General features: G+C 71.1%; 25 protein-coding genes, 1 pseudogene and 2 riboswitches. Of the genes and pseudogenes, 8 read left to right on the forward strand and 18 right to left on the reverse strand.

Features of this window, described 5'->3' with window-relative positions; translation table 11 throughout:
- Positions 1-18: 18 nt before the first annotated feature.
- From GCU67_RS04180 to GCU67_RS04205, 7 genes are all read right to left on the reverse strand, one after another.
- Positions 19-975 carry a complex I subunit 1 family protein gene (locus GCU67_RS04180; protein WP_338104759.1) on the reverse strand — a complete coding sequence of 319 codons (957 nt, stop codon included), beginning with the start codon at positions 973-975 and terminating at the stop codon, positions 19-21.
- Complete coding sequence (locus GCU67_RS21645) at positions 968-2,218, reverse strand: hypothetical protein (RefSeq protein WP_246214579.1); 1,251 nt, start codon at positions 2,216-2,218, stop codon at positions 968-970. Before GCU67_RS21645 ends, GCU67_RS04180 begins: the two co-directional genes overlap by 8 nt.
- A gap of 122 nt (positions 2,219-2,340) precedes the next feature.
- Positions 2,341-2,736, reverse strand: a complete 396-nt coding sequence (locus GCU67_RS22680) for an NADH-quinone oxidoreductase subunit A (RefSeq protein ID WP_338104836.1) — start codon at positions 2,734-2,736, stop codon at positions 2,341-2,343.
- A gap of 70 nt (positions 2,737-2,806) precedes the next feature.
- Positions 2,807-5,155, reverse strand: coding sequence for a heavy metal translocating P-type ATPase (locus tag GCU67_RS04190; RefSeq protein WP_338104760.1), 2,349 nt, complete (start codon positions 5,153-5,155; stop codon positions 2,807-2,809).
- A gap of 94 nt (positions 5,156-5,249) precedes the next feature.
- Positions 5,250-5,429 (reverse strand): hypothetical protein, encoded by a 180-nt coding sequence (locus GCU67_RS04195; protein ID WP_163609836.1) that lies wholly within the window; start codon positions 5,427-5,429, stop codon positions 5,250-5,252.
- Between the two features lie 38 nt (positions 5,430-5,467).
- Positions 5,468-5,734: a heavy-metal-associated domain-containing protein gene (locus GCU67_RS04200; RefSeq protein ID WP_163609837.1), complete on the reverse strand. Its 267-nt coding sequence runs from the start codon at positions 5,732-5,734 to the stop codon at positions 5,468-5,470.
- Between the two features lie 81 nt (positions 5,735-5,815).
- Positions 5,816-6,118, reverse strand: coding sequence for a metal-sensing transcriptional repressor (locus GCU67_RS04205; protein ID WP_163609838.1), 303 nt, complete (start codon positions 6,116-6,118; stop codon positions 5,816-5,818).
- 207 nt (positions 6,119-6,325) lie between these two features.
- Between GCU67_RS04205 and GCU67_RS04210 the strand changes: the two genes are divergently transcribed.
- Complete coding sequence (locus GCU67_RS04210; RefSeq protein WP_163609839.1) at positions 6,326-6,733, forward strand: four-helix bundle copper-binding protein; 408 nt, start codon at positions 6,326-6,328, stop codon at positions 6,731-6,733.
- Between the two features lie 7 nt (positions 6,734-6,740).
- Here GCU67_RS04210 and GCU67_RS04215 read toward each other — a convergent pair whose 3' ends face one another.
- From GCU67_RS04215 to GCU67_RS04250, 8 genes and pseudogenes are all read right to left on the reverse strand, one after another.
- Positions 6,741-7,568, reverse strand: a complete 828-nt coding sequence (locus GCU67_RS04215; protein WP_338104761.1) for a F510_1955 family glycosylhydrolase — start codon at positions 7,566-7,568, stop codon at positions 6,741-6,743.
- 62 nt (positions 7,569-7,630) lie between these two features.
- Positions 7,631-8,482 (reverse strand): cytochrome c biogenesis CcdA family protein, encoded by an 852-nt coding sequence (locus GCU67_RS04220; RefSeq protein ID WP_163609840.1) that lies wholly within the window; start codon positions 8,480-8,482, stop codon positions 7,631-7,633.
- Positions 8,479-9,087: a TlpA family protein disulfide reductase gene (locus GCU67_RS04225; protein WP_163609841.1), complete on the reverse strand. Its 609-nt coding sequence runs from the start codon at positions 9,085-9,087 to the stop codon at positions 8,479-8,481. The genes GCU67_RS04220 and GCU67_RS04225 overlap by 4 nt, the downstream gene beginning before the upstream one ends.
- 123 nt (positions 9,088-9,210) lie before the next feature.
- Complete coding sequence (locus GCU67_RS04230) at positions 9,211-9,840, reverse strand: DUF305 domain-containing protein (protein ID WP_163609842.1); 630 nt, start codon at positions 9,838-9,840, stop codon at positions 9,211-9,213.
- A gap of 79 nt (positions 9,841-9,919) precedes the next feature.
- On the reverse strand, positions 9,920-10,357 hold the full coding sequence (locus GCU67_RS04235; RefSeq protein ID WP_163609843.1) for a DUF6153 family protein: 438 nt from the start codon (positions 10,355-10,357) through the stop codon (positions 9,920-9,922).
- Positions 10,358-10,465: 108 nt separating this feature from the next.
- A pseudogene (locus GCU67_RS04240) lies at positions 10,466-10,696 on the reverse strand (C40 family peptidase); the annotation flags it as partial.
- 12 nt (positions 10,697-10,708) lie between these two features.
- Complete coding sequence (locus GCU67_RS04245) at positions 10,709-11,449, reverse strand: NlpC/P60 family protein (protein WP_163609845.1); 741 nt, start codon at positions 11,447-11,449, stop codon at positions 10,709-10,711.
- A gap of 102 nt (positions 11,450-11,551) precedes the next feature.
- A riboswitch (cyclic di-AMP (ydaO/yuaA leader) is annotated at positions 11,552-11,679 on the reverse strand.
- Positions 11,680-12,019: 340 nt separating this feature from the next.
- Entirely contained in the window at positions 12,020-13,339 is a 1,320-nt protein-coding gene (locus GCU67_RS04250) for a type II restriction endonuclease (RefSeq protein WP_163609846.1), read from the reverse strand.
- A gap of 448 nt (positions 13,340-13,787) precedes the next feature.
- Between GCU67_RS04250 and GCU67_RS04255 the strand changes: the two genes are divergently transcribed.
- From GCU67_RS04255 to GCU67_RS04270, 4 genes are all read left to right on the forward strand, one after another.
- Positions 13,788-14,150, forward strand: coding sequence for a BlaI/MecI/CopY family transcriptional regulator (locus tag GCU67_RS04255; protein WP_163609847.1), 363 nt, complete (start codon positions 13,788-13,790; stop codon positions 14,148-14,150).
- 5 nt (positions 14,151-14,155) lie between these two features.
- Entirely contained in the window at positions 14,156-15,088 is a 933-nt protein-coding gene (locus GCU67_RS04260; protein ID WP_163609848.1) for a M56 family metallopeptidase, read from the forward strand.
- A gap of 352 nt (positions 15,089-15,440) precedes the next feature.
- Positions 15,441-16,754, forward strand: coding sequence for a peptidoglycan DD-metalloendopeptidase family protein (locus GCU67_RS22685; RefSeq protein ID WP_163609849.1), 1,314 nt, complete (start codon positions 15,441-15,443; stop codon positions 16,752-16,754).
- 95 nt (positions 16,755-16,849) lie between these two features.
- Positions 16,850-17,521 carry a VTT domain-containing protein gene (locus tag GCU67_RS04270; RefSeq protein ID WP_163609850.1) on the forward strand — a complete coding sequence of 224 codons (672 nt, stop codon included), beginning with the start codon at positions 16,850-16,852 and terminating at the stop codon, positions 17,519-17,521.
- A 77-nt stretch (positions 17,522-17,598) separates the two neighbouring features.
- On the opposite strand, the gene GCU67_RS04275 is transcribed toward GCU67_RS04270, so the two are convergent.
- The 3 genes from GCU67_RS04275 to GCU67_RS04285 all read right to left on the reverse strand — a co-directional run bounded on the left by GCU67_RS04275 (position 17,599) and on the right by GCU67_RS04285 (position 20,361).
- Complete coding sequence (locus GCU67_RS04275) at positions 17,599-18,963, reverse strand: M23 family metallopeptidase (protein WP_163609851.1); 1,365 nt, start codon at positions 18,961-18,963, stop codon at positions 17,599-17,601.
- Positions 18,956-19,102: riboswitch (cyclic di-AMP (ydaO/yuaA leader) on the reverse strand. Its footprint overlaps the gene before it by 8 nt.
- A 147-nt stretch (positions 19,103-19,249) precedes the next feature.
- Positions 19,250-19,708, reverse strand: a complete 459-nt coding sequence (locus GCU67_RS04280) for a hypothetical protein (RefSeq protein WP_163609852.1) — start codon at positions 19,706-19,708, stop codon at positions 19,250-19,252.
- Positions 19,705-20,361 carry a helix-turn-helix domain-containing protein gene (locus GCU67_RS04285; RefSeq protein ID WP_163609853.1) on the reverse strand — a complete coding sequence of 219 codons (657 nt, stop codon included), beginning with the start codon at positions 20,359-20,361 and terminating at the stop codon, positions 19,705-19,707. The genes GCU67_RS04280 and GCU67_RS04285 overlap by 4 nt, the downstream gene beginning before the upstream one ends.
- Positions 20,362-21,099: 738 nt before the next feature.
- Between GCU67_RS04285 and GCU67_RS04290 the strand changes: the two genes are divergently transcribed.
- From GCU67_RS04290 to GCU67_RS04300, 3 genes are all read left to right on the forward strand, one after another.
- Positions 21,100-21,303: a hypothetical protein gene (locus tag GCU67_RS04290; protein ID WP_163609823.1), complete on the forward strand. Its 204-nt coding sequence runs from the start codon at positions 21,100-21,102 to the stop codon at positions 21,301-21,303.
- Between the two features lie 141 nt (positions 21,304-21,444).
- The gene (locus GCU67_RS04295; protein ID WP_211660758.1) at positions 21,445-21,645 is read left to right on the forward strand and encodes a helix-turn-helix domain-containing protein; all 201 of its coding nucleotides are present in this window, start codon (positions 21,445-21,447) and stop codon (positions 21,643-21,645) included.
- A gap of 297 nt (positions 21,646-21,942) precedes the next feature.
- The gene (locus GCU67_RS04300) at positions 21,943-22,644 is read left to right on the forward strand and encodes a tyrosine-type recombinase/integrase (protein ID WP_211660759.1); all 702 of its coding nucleotides are present in this window, start codon (positions 21,943-21,945) and stop codon (positions 22,642-22,644) included.
- Positions 22,645-22,891 lie beyond the last annotated feature (247 nt).

Below are 22,891 nucleotides of genomic sequence, written 5' to 3' on the forward strand. Positions count from 1 at the left end.
CCTCTCTCCCTGGCCTGATCATCCGTAGAACCCTGTCACTGCCAGGACAGCCACGATGAGGGTCTGCAGGAGCGTCACCGGGACCAGCACGATCCAGGCCACCTCCACTGTTCGGTCCGGGCGCAGCACCGGAAGTCGTCGACCCCACGAGATGAGGGCCACGATCACCGCGGCCGTCTTCAGCACGTACCAGGCGAACCCGGGCAGCCAGGGCCCCGAGTCGCCACCCAGGAACAGCGCGACGGCCATCGCCGCCGCTGCACCGAGGAAGACAGCGCGCCCCAGTTGCAGGAGCAGCCGGTCGGGCCCGGACAGCTCCGACGTCACACCACCCGCGATGTCGCCACCGGCGGGTGCGGCGAACGGGCCCCAGAAGGCGAAGGCTGCCGCGCTCGTGACGAACACGACGAAGCCGACCGGCATCGTCACCACGAACCAGAGGTCCGACTGGGCGACCACGATGTCGGTGGTACGGAGGGACCCAGCCGCCACGCCGACACCGATCAGCGAGAACATCAACGGCAGCTCGTACGCCAGGCCCTGCGCCAGGAACCGATATCCCCCGACGAGGGAGTGGAGGGAATTGGGTCCCCAGCCCACGATCCACACCGCCGCCCACAACAGCGCCTCCATGGCGTTGAACCAGACGAGATCGGCGCTGGTCGACCACAGGGTGCGCCCGCCGAAGGGCACGACGGCCAGGGACAGCAGCGCGGCGACCGGGACCACGCCCCCGCCGACACGCCAGAGCAGGCGATCGGGCGCCAGGGTGGTACGCCGCTCCTCCAGCAGCAGCCGCGATCCAGAACGCAGCGGTTCGGCCGCAGTTCCGAGCCCACGCCCGGTGACGACGGCAGAGTCCACCGCCGCGACGACCAGGGCGAGCACGAGCCCGGCGGTGATCACCACCAGAACTGCGGGCACGAGACCCCAGGCTTCGGCCGACGTGCTCGTCGCGGCCAGCACGTCAGACACCGGCCACCGTCTTCTCGTGAAGGGCCGCCGTCCGGTCGAACGCGAAGCTCGCAACGACCAGCCGGGCCGTGGCCAGTTCGGTGCCGTGCAGCGCAGCTGCCAGATCTGCGAGCGGAATGGGCATGACGGGGGTGGCCCCGGTCGGCTGCGCGACGGCGTCGCACCATCGGTGGACGCGATCCACCACGTCGGCTGTGGGGCGTGGCCGGCCCTGGCCATGCTCGCCGCCGCCAGCCTCCGGCAGGCGGCCCATCCTGCGTACCGACCAGGTGAGGGCGTGCGACCGTCGGATCTGCGTCGCCAGTCGACGTGCCGGGTCCTGGGCACTGGAGCGCACAGCCGGATCCGTCGCAGCCAGACCAGCCCGGACCCGGCGAGCTCGCCGCGCTGCCCTTCCCCATCCAGCCACCGCGAGGAAGCGAGCCAGGTGGTCGAGCGCCGTCAGCTGCGGATCGCGGGCGTCAGCATGATCAGCGGTCGGCTCGGCGCCGGCCGTCCACGACAGGACGACGTCGGTCAGCACATCACCCTGCAGCTGCGTGCGCAGCACCAGTCCCGTGGGCCAGCCCGGGAGAATCGGCCCGAGGGCGAGCGAGAGCGTGTCCAGGTCCAGCCCGTCCCGGTCCTGCGCTGTGCGAGCCATGGGAAGACCCGCCACCATGCCTCCGTGGTGCATGCCGTGACCGCCCATGTCATGGCCGGCGTGCTCCCCCATGTCCATGTCCATGCCGTGGCCGGCGTGCCCGCCGTCGCCGGGCGCACCCATGCCGTGGCCGGCGTGCTCCCCCATGTCCATGTCCATGCCGTGGCCGGCGTGCCCGCCGTCGCCGGGCGCACCCATGCCGTGGCCGGCGTGCTCCCCCATGTCCATGTCCATGCCGTGGCCGGCGTGCCCGCCGTCGCCGGGCGCACCCATGCCGTGGCCGGCGTGCTCCCCCATGTCCATGTCATGGCCGGCGTGCCCGCCCATGTCGTCGCCAGCGCGCGTCTCGGGGTTCGAGCTCCCACACGCGGCCGTGTGCCTGTCACCCACGCTGACCGCCGGCGGATGTCCCTCCGAGGCCGGAGTCGAGGTCAAGCGGATCCAGGCGGCGTCCAGCAGGTCGTCCACCAACGCCGGTTCAGGGATCGACACTCGGCTGCGCGGTCGAGGCACCTGGGACCAGACGACGTCGATGGCCTCGGCGAGGGCGGGATCGGGCTCGCCGATCACGATCAAGACGTCGGTGTCGGCCGGGGACACGGCGAACTCCCAACCCCTGTCGTCGACAGCCGACTCGACGGCCCACCGCAGCTCCTGGTGTCCAGGTGTGTCGACCACGAGGACGCGAGGATGGGCGTGGACCCAGCGCCGCAGCCGCTCTCTCAGGTCCATCGGAGCGCGCCCTCACGCCACACGTAGACGACGCCCACCAACAGCACGGCCAGGAAGCCGAACATCTCGATGACGGCACCTCGGCCCATTTCCGCGACGACGACGGCCCACGGATACATGAAGATCATCTCCATGTCGAAGGCCAGGAAGAGGATCGTCACCGCATACCACCGCGCGTGATACCGGGACACCGCGTGCTGTGTGGGCAGAAGACCTGACTCGAAGGGCAGGGCAGGGGCCGTCATGGAGGGACCCCGCAGGAGCGACGAGGCACCGTAGATCGCCAGGACGACAGCGCAGGTCCCCATGAGAAGCAACAGGAACGCCACGACGACACCTCCTCCTGCGGATCGACTCCGGTCGTTCCGCGATCCGGTGGCCGTCATCCACGCGCTCACGCGAATGCGGACACCCTAGGGACTGTTCTGCTCCCACCTCGAACTGCGGTGAGATTCCTCAGCGGACGCTGGTCCCGCCGTCCGCAGCCTTCGCCGGGAGGACGGCCGGCCGATGAGCGCGGACTCCCCCGTCGACCTGGGCAGCGGACAGGCTCGTGAACCGCCGCAGCCGCAGGCTGTTGGAGACGACGAACACCGAGGAGAAGGCCATGGCGGCGCCGGCCAGCATGGGGTTGAGCAGCCCGGCGGCAGCCAGGGGCAGGGCCGCGACGTTGTAGGCGAAGGCCCAGAAGAGGTTGCCCTTGATGATCGCCAGGGTCCGCCGTGAGAGGCGGATGGCGTCGGCGGTGGCGCGGAGGTCCCCGCGGACGAGCGTCAGGTCGCTGGCTTCGATGGCCACATCGGTGCCGGTGCCCATGGACAACCCGAGGTCGGCCTGGGCCAAGGCTGCGGCGTCGTTGACGCCGTCGCCGACCATCGCTACGACCTTGCCCTGCGACTGCAGCCGCTTGATGACGTCGACCTTGTCCTTGGGCAGGACCTCGGCGATCACCTCGTCGATGCCCACCTGGGCAGCGACCGCCCTGGCGACCGTCTCGTTGTCCCCGGTGAGCAAGATCGGGGTCAGACCCAGCTGCCGCAGCTGACCGATCGCCTGCGCGGAGGTGTCCTTGACGGCGTCGGCCACGACGAGCACACCCCGAGCTGCCCCGTCCCAGCCGACGGCGACAGCCGTGCCCCCGCCGGCCTCCGCGGCACTCATGGCCCGCTGGAGGTCATCGGGCAGCTGCTGCGACCAGTCGGCGAGCAGTTGGGCCCGGCCGACCACGACCGCGTGGCCCTCGACGATGCCCTGGACTCCCAGGCCTGCGGCGTTGGTGAAGCCCGCGATCGCGGGCAGGGGACCGGACCGGTCCCGGGCGGCAGCGGCGATGGCCTGGGCGATGGGGTGCTCGGAGGCGTCTTCCAGGGCACCGGCCAGCCGGAGCACCTCATCGGTGTCCTCGCCGTCGACTGCGATGACGTCCAGGAGGGTCATCCGCCCGGTGGTGACCGTGCCGGTCTTGTCCAGCACGACGGTGTCGACCTTGCGGGTGGACTCCAGGACCTCCGGGCCCTTGATCAGGATGCCCAGCTGGGCCCCGCGGCCGGTGCCGACCATGAGGGCGGTCGGCGTGGCCAGTCCCAGCGCGCAGGGGCAGGCGATGATCAGCACGGCAACGGCTGCGGTGAAGGCGGCGGCGAGGCCGGCTCCGGTGCCGATCCAGAAGCCGAGGGTGGCCACGGCCAGGGCGATGACCACCGGCACGAACACCCCGGACACCCGGTCGGCCAGTCGCTGGACCTCGGCCTTGCCGTTCTGCGCGTCCTCCACCAGCCGTGCCATCTGGGCGAGCTGGGTGTCGGCGCCGATCCGGGTGGCGCGGATGACGATGCGGCCGCCGGCATTCACCGTCGCGCCGACCACGGCGTCCCCGGGTCCGACCTCGACGGGCACGGACTCGCCGGTGAGCATGGAGGCGTCGACGGCGGAGGAACCTTCGGTGATGACGCCGTCGGTGGCGATCTTCTCCCCCGGGCGGACGACGAACAGGTCACCGACGGCCAGGAGCTCGGCGTTGATCCGCTCCTCGCGGCCGGCCCGCAGCACCGAGACCTCCTTGGCGCCCAGTTCCAGCAGCGCCCGCAGCGCAGCACCCGCGCGGCGCTTGGAGCGGGCCTCGAAGTACCGCCCGGCGAGGATGAACGTGGTGACCCCGGCGGCGGCCTCGAGGTAGATGTTCCCGCTGCCGTCGGTGCGGCTGATGGTGAACTCGAACGGGTGGGTCATGCCGGGGATGCCGGCGGTGCCCCAGAACAGCGCGTACAGCGACCAACCGAGCGCTGCGAGGGTGCCCATCGAGACGAGCGTGTCCATGGTCGAGGTGCCGTGGCGTAGGTTCGTCCAGGCCGACTTGTGGAACGGCCACGCGCCCCAGACCACCACGGGTGCGGCGAGGGTGAGGGACAGCCACTGCCAGTTGGTGAACTGCAGCGCCGGGATCATGGCCATGGCCACGACCGGGACCGTGAGGGCGGCGGAGACGAGCAGCCGCTGCCGCAGCGAGCGGACCGGGTCGCTGTCCACCGACTCTTCGGGTGCGGCACCGGCTGGCCGGGGCGGGGCGGGGAGCTTGGCGGTGTAGCCGGCCTGCTCGACGGTGGCGACGAGCTCCTCAGGAGTGACCCCGGTGTAGCTGACCCTGGCCTTCTCGGTGGCGTAGTTGACCGTCGCGGTGACGCCGTCGAGCTTGTTGAGCTTCTTCTCGATCCGCATGGCGCACGAGGCGCATGTCATGCCGCCGATGGTGAGTTCGACCTGCTCACCGCCGGTCGCCGTAGCCGTGTTGTTCGTCGCGGAGCTCACTGTTGTCCTCTCGGGGGTCACCGGTCTTGCCGGTCGGGCGGCGCCTGGATCCTGACGCCGCCCGACGGTCGTGCCGTCGCAGGGGCCGATCTGGTCAACTGCCGGCGTCGCCGCCGGTGTCCATGCCCGTGTGGCTGATGTGGGTCTGCGCAGGCGGGGAGGGCTGGTCACCGGCCGGGCCGAGGGGTCCGACGGCGCTGCCGATACCGACAGCGGCAGCGAAGACGGCGACGAGACCTGCCAGGTAGCTGCCGACCTTGATCGGGGTGTTCACACCAAGACCCTCACGCCGGAGCTGGATGGTCCGGGCTGTCAGCTGCAGCCGCAGCCGCAGCCGGCCGCCTGGCCGACTGGCTCGATCGCGAGGCTGGCGGGGGCAGCCACCTGGTAGCCGGCCTCTTCCACGGCTGCCTGGATGGCGGACCCCTCGACCGGGGTGTCGCTGGTGACGGTGAGGTCACCACTGGCCAGGTTGACGTCGACGCCGGTGACGCCGGGCACCTGGCTGACCTCTTCGGTCACCGAGTTGACGCAGTGGCCGCAGGTCATGCCAACGACGGTGTAGGTGGACGTTGTCATGTGACTTCTCCTCGATGATGTTGCCTCAGCGGGCTGTGCGGCCCGCCTGGACGCCGCGCGGTTGCCGGCGCCTGGTCGATGTCAGGAGCGGACGAGCCGAGCGATCGCCTCGGACGCTTCCTGGATCTTGATCTCTGCCTCGTGCCCGCCTTCGGCGGCCGCCCGCACGACGCAGTGGCTCAGGTGCTCATCGAGCAGCCCCAGCGCCACCGACTGCAGCGCCTTCGTCATCGCTGAGACCTGGGTGAGGATGTCGATGCAGTACTTCTCGTCCTCGACCATGCGCTGCAGGCCTCGGGCCTGGCCCTCGATCCGGCGCAGCCGCTTGAGGTGGTCGTCCTTGCTGCTGATGTAGCCGTGCTGGCCGTGTGCCGCCTCGGTCACCGTCTGACTCCCTGGTCTCGGCGTGAGCACCTTCTCGATCCATAGGTACCATACCCCCCTACGGTATCAGCGGCAAGTGCCTGGCAGACATCGGGAGTTGGCCGACGGGGCCGACACTATCCCGCTTAGTAGTCCGTGGTCCCGGGTACCAGTGCGGCGATGTCGGGCGGAGGAAGCACCGCCCGCACCACTCATCGAGGAGACACCGTGACCGTTGCCGGGCAGATGCTGGAGACCTACCCCAAGGACCTCGGCGGGCTCGACCGTCAGAAGTTGCTGGAGTGCATCGAGGCCTGCTTCGAGTGCGCGCAGGCCTGCACCGCGTGCGCTGATGCGTGCCTGAGCGAGGACATGGTCGCCCAGCTCACCACGTGCATCCGGACCAACGCCGACTGCGCCGACGTCTGCGGCACCACCGGGCGGGTGCTGTCCCGCCACACCGGCTACGACGCCGACCTCACCCGGGCGGTGCTGGAAGCCTGCGCGACGGCGTGCAGAGCGTGTGGCGATGAGTGCTCCCAGCACGCCGACATGCACGGGCACTGCCGCGTCTGCGCCGAGGCGTGCCGGCGTTGTGAGGCGGCTTGCCGGGACCTGTTGGACTCGTTGGGCTGAGCCGCGGTCAGTCCCGCCGGAGCTCGCTGAAGGTCTGACCGCCGTCCCGGGACTCGGTTGCCGCCCTGGAGGTGACCACCAGGATCCGACTGCCCCCATCGGTCGTCGTTGCCACGTCCATGGCCATCGGCGGGGCGTCGAGCTGGGCCGCCCGCTGCCACGCCCTGACGCCGTCCTGACTGGTCCACACCAGTCCATCCGGGTCCACCCCGACAGCGGTCAGGCCGTCGACTGACCAGTCGACGAGCTGGAGCAGCGGGGCCCCGGGGACCAGGGCCCAGGTACTGCCGGCGTCGGTGGAGTGCAGCAGTCCCTGCTCCGTGGTCGCCAGAACCTGGCTCCCGTCCGGGCCGGCGGAGAGACTGGCCGGTTCGGCCGGGATCTCGAGCCGCTCCCAGGAGAGTCCGTCCGCGCTGCGCTGCAGGGTCCCGTCATAGCCCAGGACGCCCGCAGGGCTGGCGGTGAGAGCATGGAAGTCGGACTGGCCCTGCCGCGACAGCGGCTGCCAGCTTCGCCCCTGGTCGGTGGACTCGATCAACCCGACCGGTTGGGGCAGGTCGACGTCGGGGCCGGGATGACCCGACGCCAGGAGCCGCCCCGGCGCGGCCACGGCGAAGCCCATGAGGTCGATGGCCGGACTCACCTGCACATCACCGTCAGGGGACAGCCGGAACAAACCGTTGTGGGCTGCGACGAGAACGGCGTCGCTGTCGGCCTCGCCGACCACTCCGTGCACGTGGTCGAAGCGCGGCGAATCGGTCAACAGATGCGGCGCGGGAGGCGAGCTGGCCGTCTCTCCGCTGTAAGCGGTTGTGCACGCCGACAGCACGGCCACGCACCCGGCGGCGACAAGCAGGGCCCGGCCACGGGTGAGACGCGGGGATCGACAGGTGTCACTCACAGGAAGAAGTCCCCGAGTCCGGCTGCCGCAAGCCATCCACGAAGCCAGAAGATCGAGGTGTCCCAGAGGCCGGTGACCAGCAGCAGTCCCAGAGCCACCAGCAGTCCACCGCCCACCCGCATCACCGAGCGAGCGTGCCGGCGAGCCCAGCTGGAGAAGCGCAGGGCTCGACTCGCCCCGAGCGCCATCGCCAGGAACGGCAGCCCGAGCCCGAAGCAGTAGGCCAGCCCCAGCAGGGCGCCCCGCAGGGCGGAGGCCTCGGTGTAGGCGAGTGTGTTCACCGCCGCGAGCGTGGGCCCCAGGCAGGGGGTCCAGCCGAGTCCGAAGACGACGCCCAGCACCGGTGCGCCGGCGAGCCCCCCGGTCGGACGGTGGTGGATGCGGCGTTCCCGTTGGAGCCAGGAGAACCCGCCCAGGAACGCGATCCCCATGCCGATCGTGATGACCCCGGCCACGCGGGTGAGCACCGGCGCCCACTCCAGGAGCAGCCTGCCCAGGCCCCCGAAGAGTGCGCCGAAGGCAACGAACACCGCGCTGAAGCCGCAGACGAACAGGAATGCCCCGAGCAGCACGCGGCGGCGCCCGGCGGTGGCCACCTGCGGGGCGCGGACGGCGAGGGCCCTGCCGGAGGTCTCTGAGGCCGGCGCTGGGCCGGCCGGTTCCTTGGTCGCCGCGGCGGCCGCCTCGGCCCCTGCCAGACCGGTGATGTAGCCGATGTAGCCCGGCACCAGGGGCAGACAGCACGGGGAGGCGAAGCTGATCAGGCCCACGAGGGCCGCGACGAGCAACGCCAGGATCAGCGACCCGTCGGTCACGATGCCGGCGAAGGTCTCCCCGATGGCCGTCATGACCCGTCCTCTGCAAGCAGCGCGTCGACTGCTGCCCGCAAGTCCTCTTGGAGGATCGCACCGGTGTAGACAGCAGCCACGTCCCCCTGCGCATCGAGCAGGATCGTCGACGGCACCACGTTGGCCGGAAAGCCCCGGAACTGCAGCGCGATCTCCCCGCGTGGGTCGTACAGCGACGGGTACTGAGCTCCGGCGTCGGCCAGGAAGGCGCTGGCCATCTGACGCTGGTCCTTCACGTCGACCCCGAGGAACGCGACGCCCCGGTCACCGACGTCGGCGTAGACGGCCTGCAGGTCCGGGGTCTCCAGGCGGCAGGGAGCACACCAGGAACCCCAGAAGTTGATCACGACGATGTCGCCGGCCAGGTCCTCGGAGGAGAATGACGTGCCGTCGAGGAGCTCACCGGTGAAGGCGGGCGCTGGTGCCCGCTCAGCGGCGGGAACCAGCTGACCTGCTGCAGTGACCCCGGTGAATTCGAACTGGTTCGTGGTGGCGTCAGCATCGGTGGACGAGCAGCCGGTCAGGACGACAGCGAGAAGCGCGCCGATCGCGACCGGGATCGGCGCCCGTGACGGCCTGCGTACCCGCGGGGCGGGGGCGTGCATGGGGGACCTCCTGGCCCGGGAGATGGCTGCATCTGGACGTGGGCGCGGCCCGTCCATACGCAGGTGAACGGCCGGTTCGGTGGTGGCCCGTCTACTGCCTGGGCCACCACCGAACCGAGCGCGTCAGCTTCCGAGCTCGGTGAGCAGGGTCTGCATCTCCTCGATCTCAGCTGTCTGAGACGTGGAGATCTCGCGGGCCAGCGCGATGGCGTCGGCGTTCTGCCCGTCGGCGATCTCCGTCTCGGCCATGTCGACCGCGCCCCGGTGGTGCTCGGTCATCATCTCCAGGAACATCCGGTCGAACTCGGTGCCGGAGGCGGCTTCCAGGCCGGACATGTCCATGTCCATGCCACCCATGTCCATGCCGCCCATGTCCATGCCACCCATGTCATCGGATGCCGGCTGGCCCCATGCCTGCAGCCAGCCGGTCATGGTCTCGATCTCTGGCTCCTGCGCAGCTTCGATCCGGCTGGCCAGGTCGAGGACGCGGGGGTCCTCGGCGCGCCCCTCGGCCAGCTTCGCCATCTCCAGGGCCCCCTCGTGGTGCGGGAGCATCCCCTGGACGAAGGCCACGTCGGCATCGTTGAAGTCAGCCGATGCGCTCGCCGACGCACTCGCCGGGGCGGAGCTGGATGCACCGCTGCCACTGGCTGCGGTGCTGTCATCGGAGCCGTTCGAGCAGCCGGCGAGGACGACCACGCCGGCGATGAGGCCTGCGCTGAGGCGGGCACGGCGAAGGTTGGTGCGGGTCATTACTTCTCCTGTGGGTGAGATCTGGTGGTGGACGACTGACCCGGTGTGGTCGCGGGAGCGGCCGGGTCGGTGGTTCGGCCTAGATCCGGAGAAGACAGAGGACGGCTAGATCGGGCGGTCTGGGCAGCTGGATCGACGCCCACCACGACCTGGCCCGGACCAGCGCTGCGTCGCGGCGGTCCGGTGCGGTCGCTCTCCTGAGCGAGAGGACGGCGGCCAGCAGAGCCAGGCCGGCGAGCAGGACAGCCAGGCACACCGCCAAGGCGTGCGCGGCGCTGTGCACCGGCCCGGGGTGGCTCGCGGAGGACCCTGGGTCGCCCATCGCCGCGGGTGCGGCGTCAGCGGAGCCGGCGGCCATCAGGTGGGCGTCACCGGACGGAGAGGCACCCATGGCCGCGGTGGTGGTGTGGTCACCGGGGTTGGTGCCCGCCGGCTGTGCGCTGAGGCACTGCAGCCCGTGCATGGAGAAGACGGCAGCGAGGATCAGCAACGCCAGCACTCGAGCTGCGCGCACCATCCCCCCTCTCCCCAGTACCTGTACCCCGATGTTACTACTGGGCGTAGTACTGGGGGTCGGGCCGAGGTGGGGGTGACGCGGGCGCCGGGAACATCCGGGCGGCGGTGTTCAGGAGAGGATGCGCCGAGCTCCGACGTAGCCGGACATGTCCACGCTGGCCACGCTGACCGGCTCACCGGAAGTCCTGGCGTGGACCATCTTGCCGCCGCCGATGTAGATGCCGATGTGGCTGATCGGGCTGGAGGAGTGGACGAGATCACCGGGCTGCAGTTCCGCCCGGGTGACCGCACGTCCCATGGCCGCCTGCATCTTGCTGGAGTGCGGCTGGGAGATGCCGGCCGCGGCGAAGGCCTACTGGGTCAGCCCTGAGCAGTCGAAGGCATCAGATTCGCCAGCGGCCCACACGTGGGGGTCATCCACCTGCGCCAACGCCATGTCGATGACCAACTGAGCTGACCCACTGGCAGCCTCCACGGACCCCGCGGCCGGCGCCTGCAGCGACGGCCCACCGTGCGTGGCGTCGGCCTGCTCCTCCTCCTGGGCGGTGAGAACCGCGTACTGGACCTCGTAGTCCTCGATCTCGGTCCCCAGCTCCTTCTGCTGCCCTTGGACCGCAGCCAACTGCTCTTCTGCCGCGGCGGTGGCCTGCGCTGCAGCAGCACCGGCGCTCTCGGCGGCTGCACGGGATTCCTCGACCCGCGCCAGGACGTCGTCGTGATGGCCGGCGACGGAGTCCAGGGTGGCGACCCGCTCGAGGAACTCGTCTGCGGGGCCGCTGGTCATGAAGACCTGCAGTGGGCCCAGCCCGTCACCGGTGCCCGCGCTGTGCGCGACAGCGGCGATCCGGTCCTGCAGCGCGGCCAGCTCCGCGTCGGCGGCCGCCACCTGGGCGGCGGCCTCAGCTGCGGCGGCCTGCTGCAGGGTGGGGTTCTCCCGGGCTTCGTTGAGGTCTTCGGTGAGGACCTCCAGCTGGTGGCCGCTCTGGGCCGCGAGCTCCGCCGCCTGCGCACCGGTAGCCGCCTCCCCCGGTGCTGCGCTGGCGCCACCGGGAGTCAGGGCGATGCCGGTGGCGGTGAGCACCGTGATCAGCATCAGCACAGTGGCCGGTCGCCGTCCGCGGCAGCCGGTGGCCCCTCGGCGGGAACTCTCGGGGTGCATGGTCGCCCCGGGCGGTGGCTCCCTGTCTTCCGTGGCCGCCTACCGAGTTGGCTGACGGGTTCGGGCGGGAAGTCGCCCGTCGCGTTCCCCCTGCGTGGGCGGACACGATCCACCCCGAGACTGCGGTGGATCCCCCGTCCCCGGCGGTTGCCGCAGGTTCGGCGGCGCCGGCTGAGGTCCCCTCAAGGGGGTGACGACGACTCGTCCCAGCGCCGCCGAAGATGGGGCCGCGACCGCTCCGCTGACGAAGTCTTCTACCTGTGTCGGATGGTTGGTGCTGGAGTGACCGAGGAAACTGGGGCGCGGCGGCCCCGACCTCGGTCAGCCTGGCAGGAGATGGCCGTCCTCGAAGTGGAGGACTCGCTGAGATCGAGCGTCAAGCCGGACAAGTTGGTCGTTGACCCTGGACGCGGCCGGGGTAGGCGATGCCCGGGCAGTCGATCCTCGCCGCATCGAGAACTCGGCCGGCGGGTGATCCGTCCGCGAGTGCCGAGGCCGCCTCCGTCAGGTGAGGTCCCGCGACATCTCGATCAGCGGATGCAGTCCCCGACCGAAGCGCATGGCGGACTCACGGTTGTTCTCGAGCTCGCTGTAGGGCAGGTACCGGACCTGCAGATCAGCAACGCGGCTGAAGGCTGGCCGCTGCACCTGCGCTCGCACGTCCGCCTCGCGGCTGTCGGGAGCCACCAGGAACATGCCATGCGCTGCGTCGGCCTGGTCTCGACTGAGTGCGAGATCGAGCATGCGGACGATGCCGGAGTAGATGGACGTGCTGTGCTCGACCTCAAGGGCGGCGGCCACTGTTCCGTCCCTGTGGAACCACAGCACGTCGATGAGTGCCACCGCGCTTGCCGCCGGCCCTTCAGCCAGGCCGCCGGGCAGCTGGCCAAGGCAGCCGTCACCCAGCCGGCCTCCCGCGTACGAGCGGTTGCGGTCGTTGCTGGCGATCCAGACGTCGAAGCCCAGCGCCGAACCCAGATCGCGAAGCCAACCTTGGACCCTTGTGTGGGTCAGATCTTGCCGTTCCGCCTCGACGCTCGCCCTGCTCGCCACCGCCTGCTCCCGAACGCGAACCAAGTCGGCGGTCCACGCCGCCCGCGCAGCTGCAGCATCATCCTCGCCTCGAGGGGGAGCTGTGTAGCGCTTGCTGCCGATGTCGAACAGCAGGCCTGCGACGGCCCCGAGGTCGTTGCTGAACAGGTCCCGAAACCGGTCGTTGAGAGCGAGGATGCCCTGCCGCATGGCGAGGTACTCGTGCCACTTCCCCAACTTGACTCGAGCACCGGTCAGCGCGTTGTAGCCGTTGACGATCGCCGTGTTGAACGGCGGCATGATCGTGGGGTGCAGGAAGTACAGCATGTTCGCTGCGGCGGGACCAAGGCCCTTGATCTGATGATCAGCCAGCTGTCGTACAGCTGTCAGGACGGGTTGTTCTGACGTACAGCACCGGCAGGTCTCGAGCATGCGTCCGAACACCAGCTGGTTCTCCCGGTTCTCGTAGATGTCCGGGATCCGCAGCTTCGGCTTCCACAGGAACGCGTGGTCGGCCCCCTTAAACATCTGCCGCTGCTCCGCGATGGAGTGCATCACCGTCTCCAGCGAGGAGCCCTTGTACGCGTAGCCGAAGTGACCGGCCTCCATCTCAGCTGCGACCTGCTCGATTCCACGGCGGATCGAACAGAAGTTCTTGAGGCGCTCCTCCCACAAGAACCAGGTGCGGTAGGTGGCCCCCGGGTCTTCGCGCCAGCGAGTGATCAACTCGCGTACGGCGTCGACGTCATAGTCGGACGCTGTGCTCGACGTGACACCTACGACTGCGGACACCAAGACATCATGTCCCCTACGGGGTCACAGAAGGCCGAGGACACCGGGACTGGCACAGATGTTCGGCCGAAGGGGCAACCCGATCGGCGCGACGCCTAGCCCGACGCCGTAGACGCCGGTACTTCCGAGGTCGAAGTGCCGAGGCACGAGGACGAAGACCAGGACTCCCCAGCCGACTGCGTGCAGGAGCACGACGATGCATGTCATGCCTCCGAGGGACGACCGCTCGCGGGAGTCCAGTCCAGACCCGGAGCGTTGACGGGTAGCGCGGTCATGTGGACGCCGAGCTCGAAGCCGCCGCTGGTCGCTGTTGCACACTTCTGGCATCAGCGCGCCCGAGCGTGCCAGGTCTGGTGGCCGACCAGCCGTAGGATGTCCGTTCGGCTGGTCGGCCCCCAGATTGCGGTCAAGCAGCTCCAGGATTTTCGCGCAGGAGACGGGAGCGCCGATGCCCCACTTGGGCAAGCTCGAGGCCGCCGTGATGGACGTGTTGTGGTCCACCAACGCGCCACTGACCGTGCGCGAGGTCCTGGAGAGGATGCCGCCCCAGCGGAACCTGGCTTACACAACGGTGATGACCGTGCTGGGCAACCTGTTGCGCAAGGGCCTTTTGGAGCGGGAACCGGTGGGCCGTGCGTTCAGCTACCGCCCGACCGTGACGCGGCAGGGGGCGGCGGCGGCCTCGCTCAGGGAGATCTTGGACGCCTCGGAGGATCCGCGGTTGGTGCTGTTGCACTTCGCTGAGACAGCCACCGACGAAGAGTCCTCGGTGCTGCGCGAGGCGCTCGCGCGGCGGGCCACGACCTCATGATCGGCATGCTCGCCGTCCTGGTGGTTGGTTCAGCAGTCGGGCTGTACGGGCACCGGCCGCTGCTGTGGCTGGCTGAGCGGCGGGTCGACCCGACCATCCTGCTGGTGGGCTGGTTGGTGCTCAGCATCGGCCTGGTGGTCTCGACCCTGGCCATGATCGGCCTGCTGGCCCTGCCGATGGACCAGCACCAGTCCAGTGGGCTCTTCCAGCTGGTGGGGGGCTGCTGGACTGCGGTCACCAAAGGCACCCTGCCCGCCTGGCAGCAGACGGTCGCCGGCATCAGCCTGATCATGGCTGCGGCCATCGTGGTGCGGCTGGGCAAGGCCGTCGCCAGCCGCGTGAGGTCGGTCCGGCGGCACGCCCCCCACGTGGAGCAGCTGCGGCTGCTGGCCATGAGCTCCTCGGCCGGGGAGCCGCTGTGGGTGCCCGGCCGGCGCGCGATGGCCCTGTCCATCGGCGGTCGGCCCGGGGTGATCATCGCCTCGGACGGTCTGCGGGCGCAGCTGCCCCCGGCGGCAGTCGCGGCGACACTGGAGCACGAGCGGGCCCATCTGCGCGGGCACCACCACGCCCTGGTGACGGTTGCTGAGACGCTGGCCGCAGCACTCCCCTGGTGCCCGCTGCTGCGTGCTGCACCGGCCGCGACCCGGGACCTGGTGGAGCTGGCCGCCGATGACCAGGCAGCCCGCCGGTGCGGGCCGGAGGCCGTTCAGGTCGCGCTGCACCGGATGACCGGGCAGCCGGTGCTGCCTTTCGGGCTGCCGATGGCCTCCCTTCTGACCGAGTTGCGGATCAGCCGGCTGCGGACGTCCGATCCTCGGGCGGCGCGCCGTCTGCTGCGCTGGCCCGGGGCCGCAGCGATGGCGACCGGGGCGCTGCTCCTTCCTGCGGCGACGATGTGGCTGGGGGGCAACGTCGTGCTGTGCGCGGTCACCTGACCTGCTTCACCCTGTACCGATCTACTCCGCGGCCGGCGCCTGCCCGCAGCGGCGCCGAGACCGCGCTCACGCCGGGAAGGAGGTGCCTCAGCCCGCCCGCCGCGCCAGGCGCGGCGGGCTTCCGCCCGCTCATCGGTCTGTCGGCCTCAAGGCAACCGGCCTCACTGCCGTTGCTACTACAACCCGTAGTAACAACCAGATGTGAGGACGACAGCTGATGTGCACCGGACACCTTCGACGCGACGGGTTCACCAAGACCCTTCGGCAGAGGGCTGGTAGCCAGCCGCGACGGGGAGCAGCCCGCCGCGCGGCGGGCCTGGCGCTGGCCGTGGTCGTCATGTCCTTTGGCCCGGTGACCGCAGCTCAGGCCGCACCGGTCAACCCCAGCGACGCGGACTTGAGCGCCGCTCAGTCCAGCCAGGACGCGGCCGCCGCCGAGGTGGGTCGCCTGGCGGCGCTGCTGTCGGGTGCGGAGAGCGACCTGGAGCGGGTCATGGTCCAGGCCGAGGCGGTCAGCGAGGCCGACCGCGTCGCCCAGGGTGAGCTGGAGGCCGCCGAGGAGCACGCGGCAGCGACCGCGGCGGAGCTGCAGGCCGCTCAGCAGGCGGTGACCGTCGCCCGGGCCGACGTCGCCACCGTCGGGCGGGAGCGGTACATGTCAAGCGGGGACCTGGCCGGCATCGCCGCGCTGCTCAGCGCCACCGGCCCGGACCAGCTGCTGGAGGGCGCGGCCACTCTGCGACTGCTGGCCGATCAGCGGACTGCCACGCTGGAGGGCCTCCGGATCGCCGAGTCCGCCCAGGTCGAGGCTGACTCTCGGGCACAGGAAGCGGTCGCCGACCGCGCGCAGGCCGCGCAGGCCGCGGCGGCGGCCAAGGCCGCCGCCGATGAGCAGGTCACGGTCTTCCAGGCCACCACCGACGCTCTGGCCGCCCAGCGGGCCACCATCGAGACGCAGCTTCAGCAGGCCCAGGTCCAGCTGCTGGCCCTGCAGGGACAGCGCAACGCCTACCAGGCGTGGCAACAGCAGCAGGCGCGGGAGAAGGCCGAGGCCGAGGCGCAGGCCGCCGCGGCCGCCAAGGCGGCGGCGCAGGCCGCCGCCACGGCCAGGGCGGCGGCGAAGGCCGCTCCCCCGGCAGCGGTGACCACCCCCGTCACCAAGACCGCGCAGCCGGCTGCCGGGCCCAAGCGGGCTCCGGCCCCCGACGTCGTCGACGCTCCCGCGCCGCGGCCGCTGACCGGCGGTGGCGGTAGCGGTAGCGGTGGTGTCGCCCCGACCAGCGGCCGGTTCACCACGTGCTTCGAGATGCGCTGGGGTGTCATGCACAACGGCGTGGACATCGCGGCCCCGACCGGCACCCCGATCTATGCCCCGGTCGCCGGCCGGGTGGTCCGCGCCGGTACCGCCAGCGGCTACGGCCTGGCCGTCTACATCGAGCACGATGACGGGTCGGTGTCCGTGTACGGGCACATCAACGACTACTTCGTCACCGCCGGGCAGCGCGTGTCGGCGGGCACGGTCATCGCCGAGGTGGGCAACACCGGTGAGTCGACCGGCCCGCACCTGCACTTCCAGGTCAACACCGCCGGTCTGCACTCCGGTGCGGTCGACCCCATCCCCTGGCTGGCCGCCAACGGTGTGTCCATGGGTGGCCGCTGCCGGTGAGACCTCACGGCGGGCCGGTCCTGCCGGAACCGGGCTCACCCGCGCTGACCGCGGACTCCGGGGTGCACTGGGCAGGGGGGCGCGGTCGGTGGCAGGTGACCCTGCTCACCCTGGTCGGGGTGGGCGTGCTGGTCGCGGTAGGGATCGCGTGGCGGGGCGGGGTACCCAGCCTCGCTGCGGTACAGGGCCACTTCCAGGCCCCTGGGGTGGGTGACTGGTTGCTGGCGTGGGCCGCCGTGGCCGTGATCCTGGTGTTCCCCTCGCCGCGTTCAGCGCTGGCGCTGGCCGCTGGCGCGGTGTTCGGGGTGCCGGCGGGGTTGCCGCTGGTCCTCACCGCCGCCCTCGCCGGTGGGATCGGTGGGTTCACAGCCAGCCGCCGGCTCGGCCGCGGCCGGGTCCAGCACGCGTCCGGCAAGCGCCTGGCCCGGGTCGATGAGCTGCTCAGCAGGCACGGTGTGCTGGCTGTCCTGGCGGCCCGGTTGCTGCCCGCCCCGCCGTTCGCGGTGGTCAGCTACGCCGCAGGTGTGAGCGGGATCGGCCTCGTCCCCTTCGCGGTGGGCACCGCACTGGGCGCGATCCCGGGATCGGTGTTCTACGTCAGCATCGGGGCAGCGGCGAGCACCACCGATGGTTGGTGGGCCGGACTGTTGGATCGGCCGTGGCTGGTCGGCCTCACCGGACTGACTGTTGCTGCCGTGGCCATGGCCTGGTGGATTCATCGTCAGCGCCGCCCCGCCCACCCAGGCGGTGCCCGAGAGACAGCGTGAGCTGCACACGGGCACCGCCCGGCGACGCCGGTCAGCCAGCGGGCCACTTCAGTGAGTCTGGATGGCCCCGCTGGAGATCAGCTGCAGCTGCCGCCGACCGACAGGCCACGGGCAGCCAGCCACGGGACCGGGTTCGTGCGGTTCTGGTACAGCCCGCCTTGATGCACCTCGAAGTGCAGATGCGGGCCGGTGGACTGCCCGGTGTTGCCCACCTGCGCGATCTCCTGCCCCTCCGACACCTGCTGGCCCGCGGCCACGGAGTAGCTGCTGATGTGCCCGTAGAGGGTGATCGAGCCATCCGCGTGCTGCAGGTAGACGGCCAGACCGAAGCCCGACGCGGGGCCTGCCTGCAACACCACGCCGGCCTCTGGTGCATAGATCGGGGTGCCGATGGGGGCGGCGATGTCCACGCCGTAGTGCGTGGTCCCCCAGCGGTCGCCGTAGCAGGACGTCACACGGCCGGTGGTCGGGATGCCGGTGCCAGCGGCGGTCCGCCCGCTTCCACGGGAGGCAGCCTGGTTGCCTCGTTCGGCCGGGGCGGTGGCCCCGCTGGCCTCCTCCACAGGTGCGGCGGCGGCCGCAGCGCTGCGGGCGCGCTCGGTAGCTGCTGCGGCCGCGACTGCGGCGCCGCGATCCTGCTCGGCGGCTGCGGCGGCCGCGGCGGCCGCTTCACGGGCAAGGGTGGCCACTCGCTCGCGGGCTTGCTGCAGCTGCTGCTCCAGCGCGGCCTTCTCCCCCACCGCAGCGTCATAGGTCTGCTGCGCGGCGGCGAGCTTGTCGTTGGCGACCCGCTCGGCCTCCGCGGCGGCCTGGGCGGCCGCGTCGCGGGCGTCCACAGCGGCCTTCGCAGCTTCGGTCGCCGCCTGCTGCTGGACCTCGACGACCTCGAGCTGCTCGAGCTGCTCGATTCGGGCATCCCCCAGGTGCTCCAGGGTCGCGGCCCGATCGAGCACCTCATCAGGGCTGGCTGCGCCGAAGAACGCCGAGGCGGCGCCGTAGGCATCCGCACCCATGTAGCTCTGCCGGCCCAGGGCGGCGACGTCGGCCTGCGTCGACTCGACCGCAGCTTGGGCAACGCTCAACTCCGCGACCCGGGCATCGGCCTCCTGCCGAGCCCGGGAAAGCTCAGCCTGAGCGACCAGGCTCGCATCGGCGACTGCTTCTGCTTCCACGGTGAGACGCTGCAGGGTCTCCTCGGCGGCCAGCACGGACTCCTCCATGCCGCGCAGCGCGGCCTCTGCATCGGCCAGCTCGACCTGACTCGCGGTGGCAACCGGCTCGCCCGGCGCGGCCTGGGCGGTCGGGCCGGTGAGGGCCAGCAGCACGGCGGCGCTGGTGGCCAGCGCCGGAGCGATCAGGGCGACGCGCAGGCGCGAGCGGCCCGGACGGCGATGGTGCGTCAAGACGATGTCGTGCGATGTCGCCAACTCGGCGAACTCCATTCTCCCTCGCCGTCTACCGAGTTAGCTGACGGGTTCGGGCCGGAGACAGCCCTACTCGCGGCGGCACACTGGCCAGGCGAGATTCACCCCAGGGGAACGATGGGTCCCCGGTCCGCCACCGCGTGAGCGGTGGCAGTTCGACGGGGTCCGCGCGAGGACCTCAGGACGAGGTCGCGGCTCGAGCGGACCGGCCGGAACGCTACTACGAAGCTGCATAGTTGTCACAAGTCGGTAACACCGGACAACCAGTTGGGCCCGCCGCGCCGCCACCGTGCGGCGGGTGTGCTCAGAAGATGTCGAGCACGGGCAGCAGCTGGGCGCTGGCCTCGACCATGGCGGAGGAATCGGCCAGCGCCTGGCGGGCCTCCTCGACGCTGGTCGTCTCAGGACCGGCGGGGCCGGGGTACTCCAGCTCGTTGCGGCGCCGCCGCAGGTAGCCGAAGTCGGCGAACCCGGGCTCGAACTGCGCCCGCAAGGCGCGCTCCACCGCCACGTGCCCGCCTTCTCGGGTGGCCCGCAGGCCCTGCTGGGCGAGGACGGCGGCGCCGGCCTGGCGGGCGGCGTCGTAGGCGATCACGAAGGCGGTGCCCGGGTCGGTCTCCAACAGCGTGCCGGCCGAGGCCAGCAGCTGGCGCGCCCGCTCCAGGGAGGACTGCGCGGACAGCTGCGCGCCGGGAACCCGCTGCAGCTCCCGGCCGGTGATGAGCTGCTCGACCTGCACAGCACCCTTGGGCCGGCTGGTCACAGCCGCTCACCTGCCCCGGCCAGCAGCGTCGCCGCGGCCTCTGGTGACGAGTCGGCTTCTGGTGACGGGTCGGCGGCGCGCTCGATGACTGTCAGGTGACTGGAGCGGTGCACCTGGTCGACGAGGGCATCGTCGGCGGCCCGCCACTGGTCCGGTGTCCGCAACGCCGGGTTCACCGGGAGGCGCAACCGGGCGGCGGCCCGGTCGGCGGCGGCGTAGACCGCCGCCCGGCGTGGGGCGCCGATGACCAGGACGTCGATGTCGGCCGGCGGCGAGCCGTCCTGGCCGGCGTATCGGGCCGCCCAGGACCCGAACAGCAGCACCGACTCCACGTCGGGCAGCTCAGCGAACTCCTCGGCGATCACCTGGGCGGGGCCGAAGGTGAGGGTGAGCAGCTCGGTCAGTGCCCGGGCGGCGGGATGACCGGCGTTGGCCTGGTAGAGGCGGGTACGGCCGGCGCTGCGGCTGGCGACCAGGCCGGTGTCGACCAGGCGGGCCATCTCCCGGTGGGCGGTGCTCAGCGGCACCCGGGCCGCCTGCGCCAGCTCGGTGAGGGCGTAGGAGGTGTCGGCGTGCAGGTAGAGCTGGGTCATCAGCTCGGCCTGATGCTGCGACCGGAAGATCGGCATCAGCGACGGAGACTGACTTCTCATAATTGAGAGCGTACTTCCATTCATGAGAAGTTGCTAGTGCCCCGGGCATGGCGTCTCGATAGGCGATGCGGGCTCGCGCTCTTGCTCCTCACCGAGCAGTCGTGCTCGCGCCAGGTCGGTGAGCACGCGACGGCAGCAGGACAATCGCCGACTGTCGCGCTGACCGCGGTTGCCGGTTTGCCTGTAGTGCCGTGGCCTTCGAGCGGTCGTGGCGCCCAACCAGCCGACCGCGTGCCGACGGGTCCCCGCGCGATGGCCGCGGGACCTGCGTGCGACCCCGCGTCAGGCTCACACTCTCCGACCCGGGCCGTCGAGCACAGCGCGTCATTCGTCACCCCGCCGTGTGGAGAGTGCCACGCACAAGACGACCTCCGCCGACACACCTCTTGCACCCACGGCCCGAGAACTCGTGGTGACGTGTCCCTGCACGTTCCTCCAGACGCTGAGGGCATGAGCAACAGGGGAAGCCCCTGAGAACCGGGCTCGGCGCCGGGAGCGAGTGCGCCGGCGGCGCGCGGGCCTGAGTGCGCGGAGGAGCGACAAGATCCGGCGGCGGACGAACTACCGACACAGCCCGCGACGGCCGGTCGTGCGAGGCGTGCGGCAGCGACCTCCTGCGCCTGGTGCCACGGCCCGATCACCCCGCGATCCCGGGGCCCCATCCCCAGGTGGTGCTCGGCGACCTGCCGGCACCGCGCCTGAGAGCAGACCCGAGCAGCGAGATCAGGCCGATCAGCGGTGGAAGTCGTCGAGCGGGTCGTCGTCAGCCCCGCTCCCCCGGCGCAGCCGAGAGCGCCACGGCACGACGAGTGGGCCGGCGTGCTGCGAGAACTCACCGGGCAGATCGACCGCGGGCTCGTCTACGACCGGGAACTGCTGACGGTCGCCCGCGCGGTCGACGAGGTCATCGCCGCGCTCCGCCGTCGCCCCTACCGCAGGTGACGCCGCGCTCCGGTTGCAGGGGTGACAAGCGGGGGTGACCTAGCTGTCGGCGCCGACTGGCAGCGAGTGGATCTGGTCGACGCCTGCTCTGTGGACCGGCTGCCGACATCCGCAGCCACCGTCCATCACCGGGAGACCGTCATGACCATTCGACTGCTGACCACCGAGGAGGTGGCGGCCCGGTTCCGCACCAGCCCGGCGACCGTCCGCTACTGGCGGCACATCGGCATCGGTCCAGACGGCGGCCGCGTCGGCCGGCGGGTGCTCTACGACGAGCAGGAGGTCGACCGGTGGTGGCGGTCGAAGGTCGACGGGCAGAAGGCCACCCGCGTCCACAGTTGACCGCGCAGCGCCGCCACGTGTCCGCAACATCGGGCAGGCTCAGCCGGACACGCTTCGCCCAGCACCCACATGCGACCCGGACAAGGGGTCCCCTGCCGCGGGCGGCTCCATCACCCGGATCACGCTGAGCGACGGATCCTCTCGGTATCGCGCGCGGTACCGAGACCTCGGCGGTCGCCAGCACGAGAAGCGCTTCGTCCGGAAGCTCGACGCCCGACGCTGGCTGGACGAGGCGACCTCAGCGATGGTCACCCAGACCTGGACCGCACCGGAGCGCGGCCGGGTCACGGTCTCGGCGTGGGCGGACCAGTGGCTCGCGGCGCAGACTCAGGTCAAGCCGAGCACCCGGTACCGGCACTGGGCCTGTTCCGCACCCACGTCCTGCCGGCCTGGGGCAGCCACCGACTGGCCGACGTCACCCACGCCGAGGTCGCCCGGTGGGTCGCCGAGCTCCGTGCGAACGGTTCGGCGCCGGCCACCGTGCGTCAGGCGCACCGCGTCTTCTCGCTGCTGCTCGCGCTGGCCGTCCGCGACGGCCGCATCCCACGGAATCCCGCCGACCGGGTGCCGCTCCCCCGCGTGACCCGCCAGGAGCCTCGATTCCTGAGCCGGGAGGAGGTGGAGCGACTGGCCGAAGCGGCCGGTGCCGATGGTGACGTCATCCGGCTGCTCGCCCATGCCGGGCTGCGGTTCGGCGAACTGGCCGCGCTCCGGGTCCGCCGCGTCGACTTCCCCCGCCGTCGGCTCACCATCGCCGAATCGGTGACCGAGGTGGCCGGCCGACTGGAGTTCGGGACCCCGAAGACGCACCGACGTCGCAGCGTGCCTCTCCCCGCTGCGCTGGTCGGTCCGCTGTCGGCGCGATGCGCGGACACGCTGGGCGACGCCCTGCTGCTGACGACGTCCGCCGGCACCGCACTCCGGCTACGGAACTGGCGTCGGGCGGTCTTCGACCCGGCCGTCCGCGAAGCCGGGCTGGGCCGACGTCACCCCACATGACCTTCGGCACACGCTGCCTCACTCGCTGTTGCCAGTGGCGCGACCATCGCGTGCGTCCAACGCGTGCTCGGACACGTCTCGGCGGCCATGACGCTCGACGTCTACGCCGGCCTGTTAGACGACGACCTCAACGATCTGGCTGCCCGGATGGACGCCGCGGCGCAGGAGACCGCAGCGAATCGTGTGGGCGTCTTGTGGGCGCGATCTCCAGCCGACCACCCCAGAAGCGGAGAACGTGCAGGCCAGC

Source organism: Modestobacter muralis (assembly GCF_010682105.1).
In the GTDB taxonomy this organism is placed as follows: domain Bacteria; phylum Actinomycetota; class Actinomycetes; order Mycobacteriales; family Geodermatophilaceae; genus Modestobacter; species Modestobacter muralis.

Bases quoted from the DNA above. Each gene is read 5' to 3' on its own strand.
- GCU67_RS22680 (WP_338104836.1), bottom strand. From the start codon at position 2,736: ATGACGGCCACCGGATCGCGGAACGACCGGAGTCGATCCGCAGGAGGA.
- GCU67_RS04200 (WP_163609837.1), bottom strand. From the start codon at position 5,734: ATGACAACGTCCACCTACACCGTCGTTGGCATGACCTGCGGCCACTGC.
- GCU67_RS04220 (WP_163609840.1), bottom strand. From the start codon at position 8,482: ATGACGGCCATCGGGGAGACCTTCGCCGGCATCGTGACCGACGGGTCG.
- GCU67_RS04225 (WP_163609841.1), bottom strand. From the start codon at position 9,087: ATGCACGCCCCCGCCCCGCGGGTACGCAGGCCGTCACGGGCGCCGATC.
- GCU67_RS04230 (WP_163609842.1), bottom strand. From the start codon at position 9,840: ATGACCCGCACCAACCTTCGCCGTGCCCGCCTCAGCGCAGGCCTCATC.
- GCU67_RS04235 (WP_163609843.1), bottom strand. From the start codon at position 10,357: ATGGTGCGCGCAGCTCGAGTGCTGGCGTTGCTGATCCTCGCTGCCGTC.
- GCU67_RS04245 (WP_163609845.1), bottom strand. From the start codon at position 11,449: ATGCTGATCACGGTGCTCACCGCCACCGGCATCGCCCTGACTCCCGGT.
- GCU67_RS04255 (WP_163609847.1), top strand. From the start codon at position 13,788: ATGCCCCACTTGGGCAAGCTCGAGGCCGCCGTGATGGACGTGTTGTGG.
- GCU67_RS04260 (WP_163609848.1), top strand. From the start codon at position 14,156: ATGCTCGCCGTCCTGGTGGTTGGTTCAGCAGTCGGGCTGTACGGGCAC.
- GCU67_RS04275 (WP_163609851.1), bottom strand. From the start codon at position 18,963: ATGGAGTTCGCCGAGTTGGCGACATCGCACGACATCGTCTTGACGCAC.
- GCU67_RS04285 (WP_163609853.1), bottom strand. From the start codon at position 20,361: ATGAGAAGTCAGTCTCCGTCGCTGATGCCGATCTTCCGGTCGCAGCAT.
- GCU67_RS04295 (WP_211660758.1), top strand. From the start codon at position 21,445: ATGACCATTCGACTGCTGACCACCGAGGAGGTGGCGGCCCGGTTCCGC.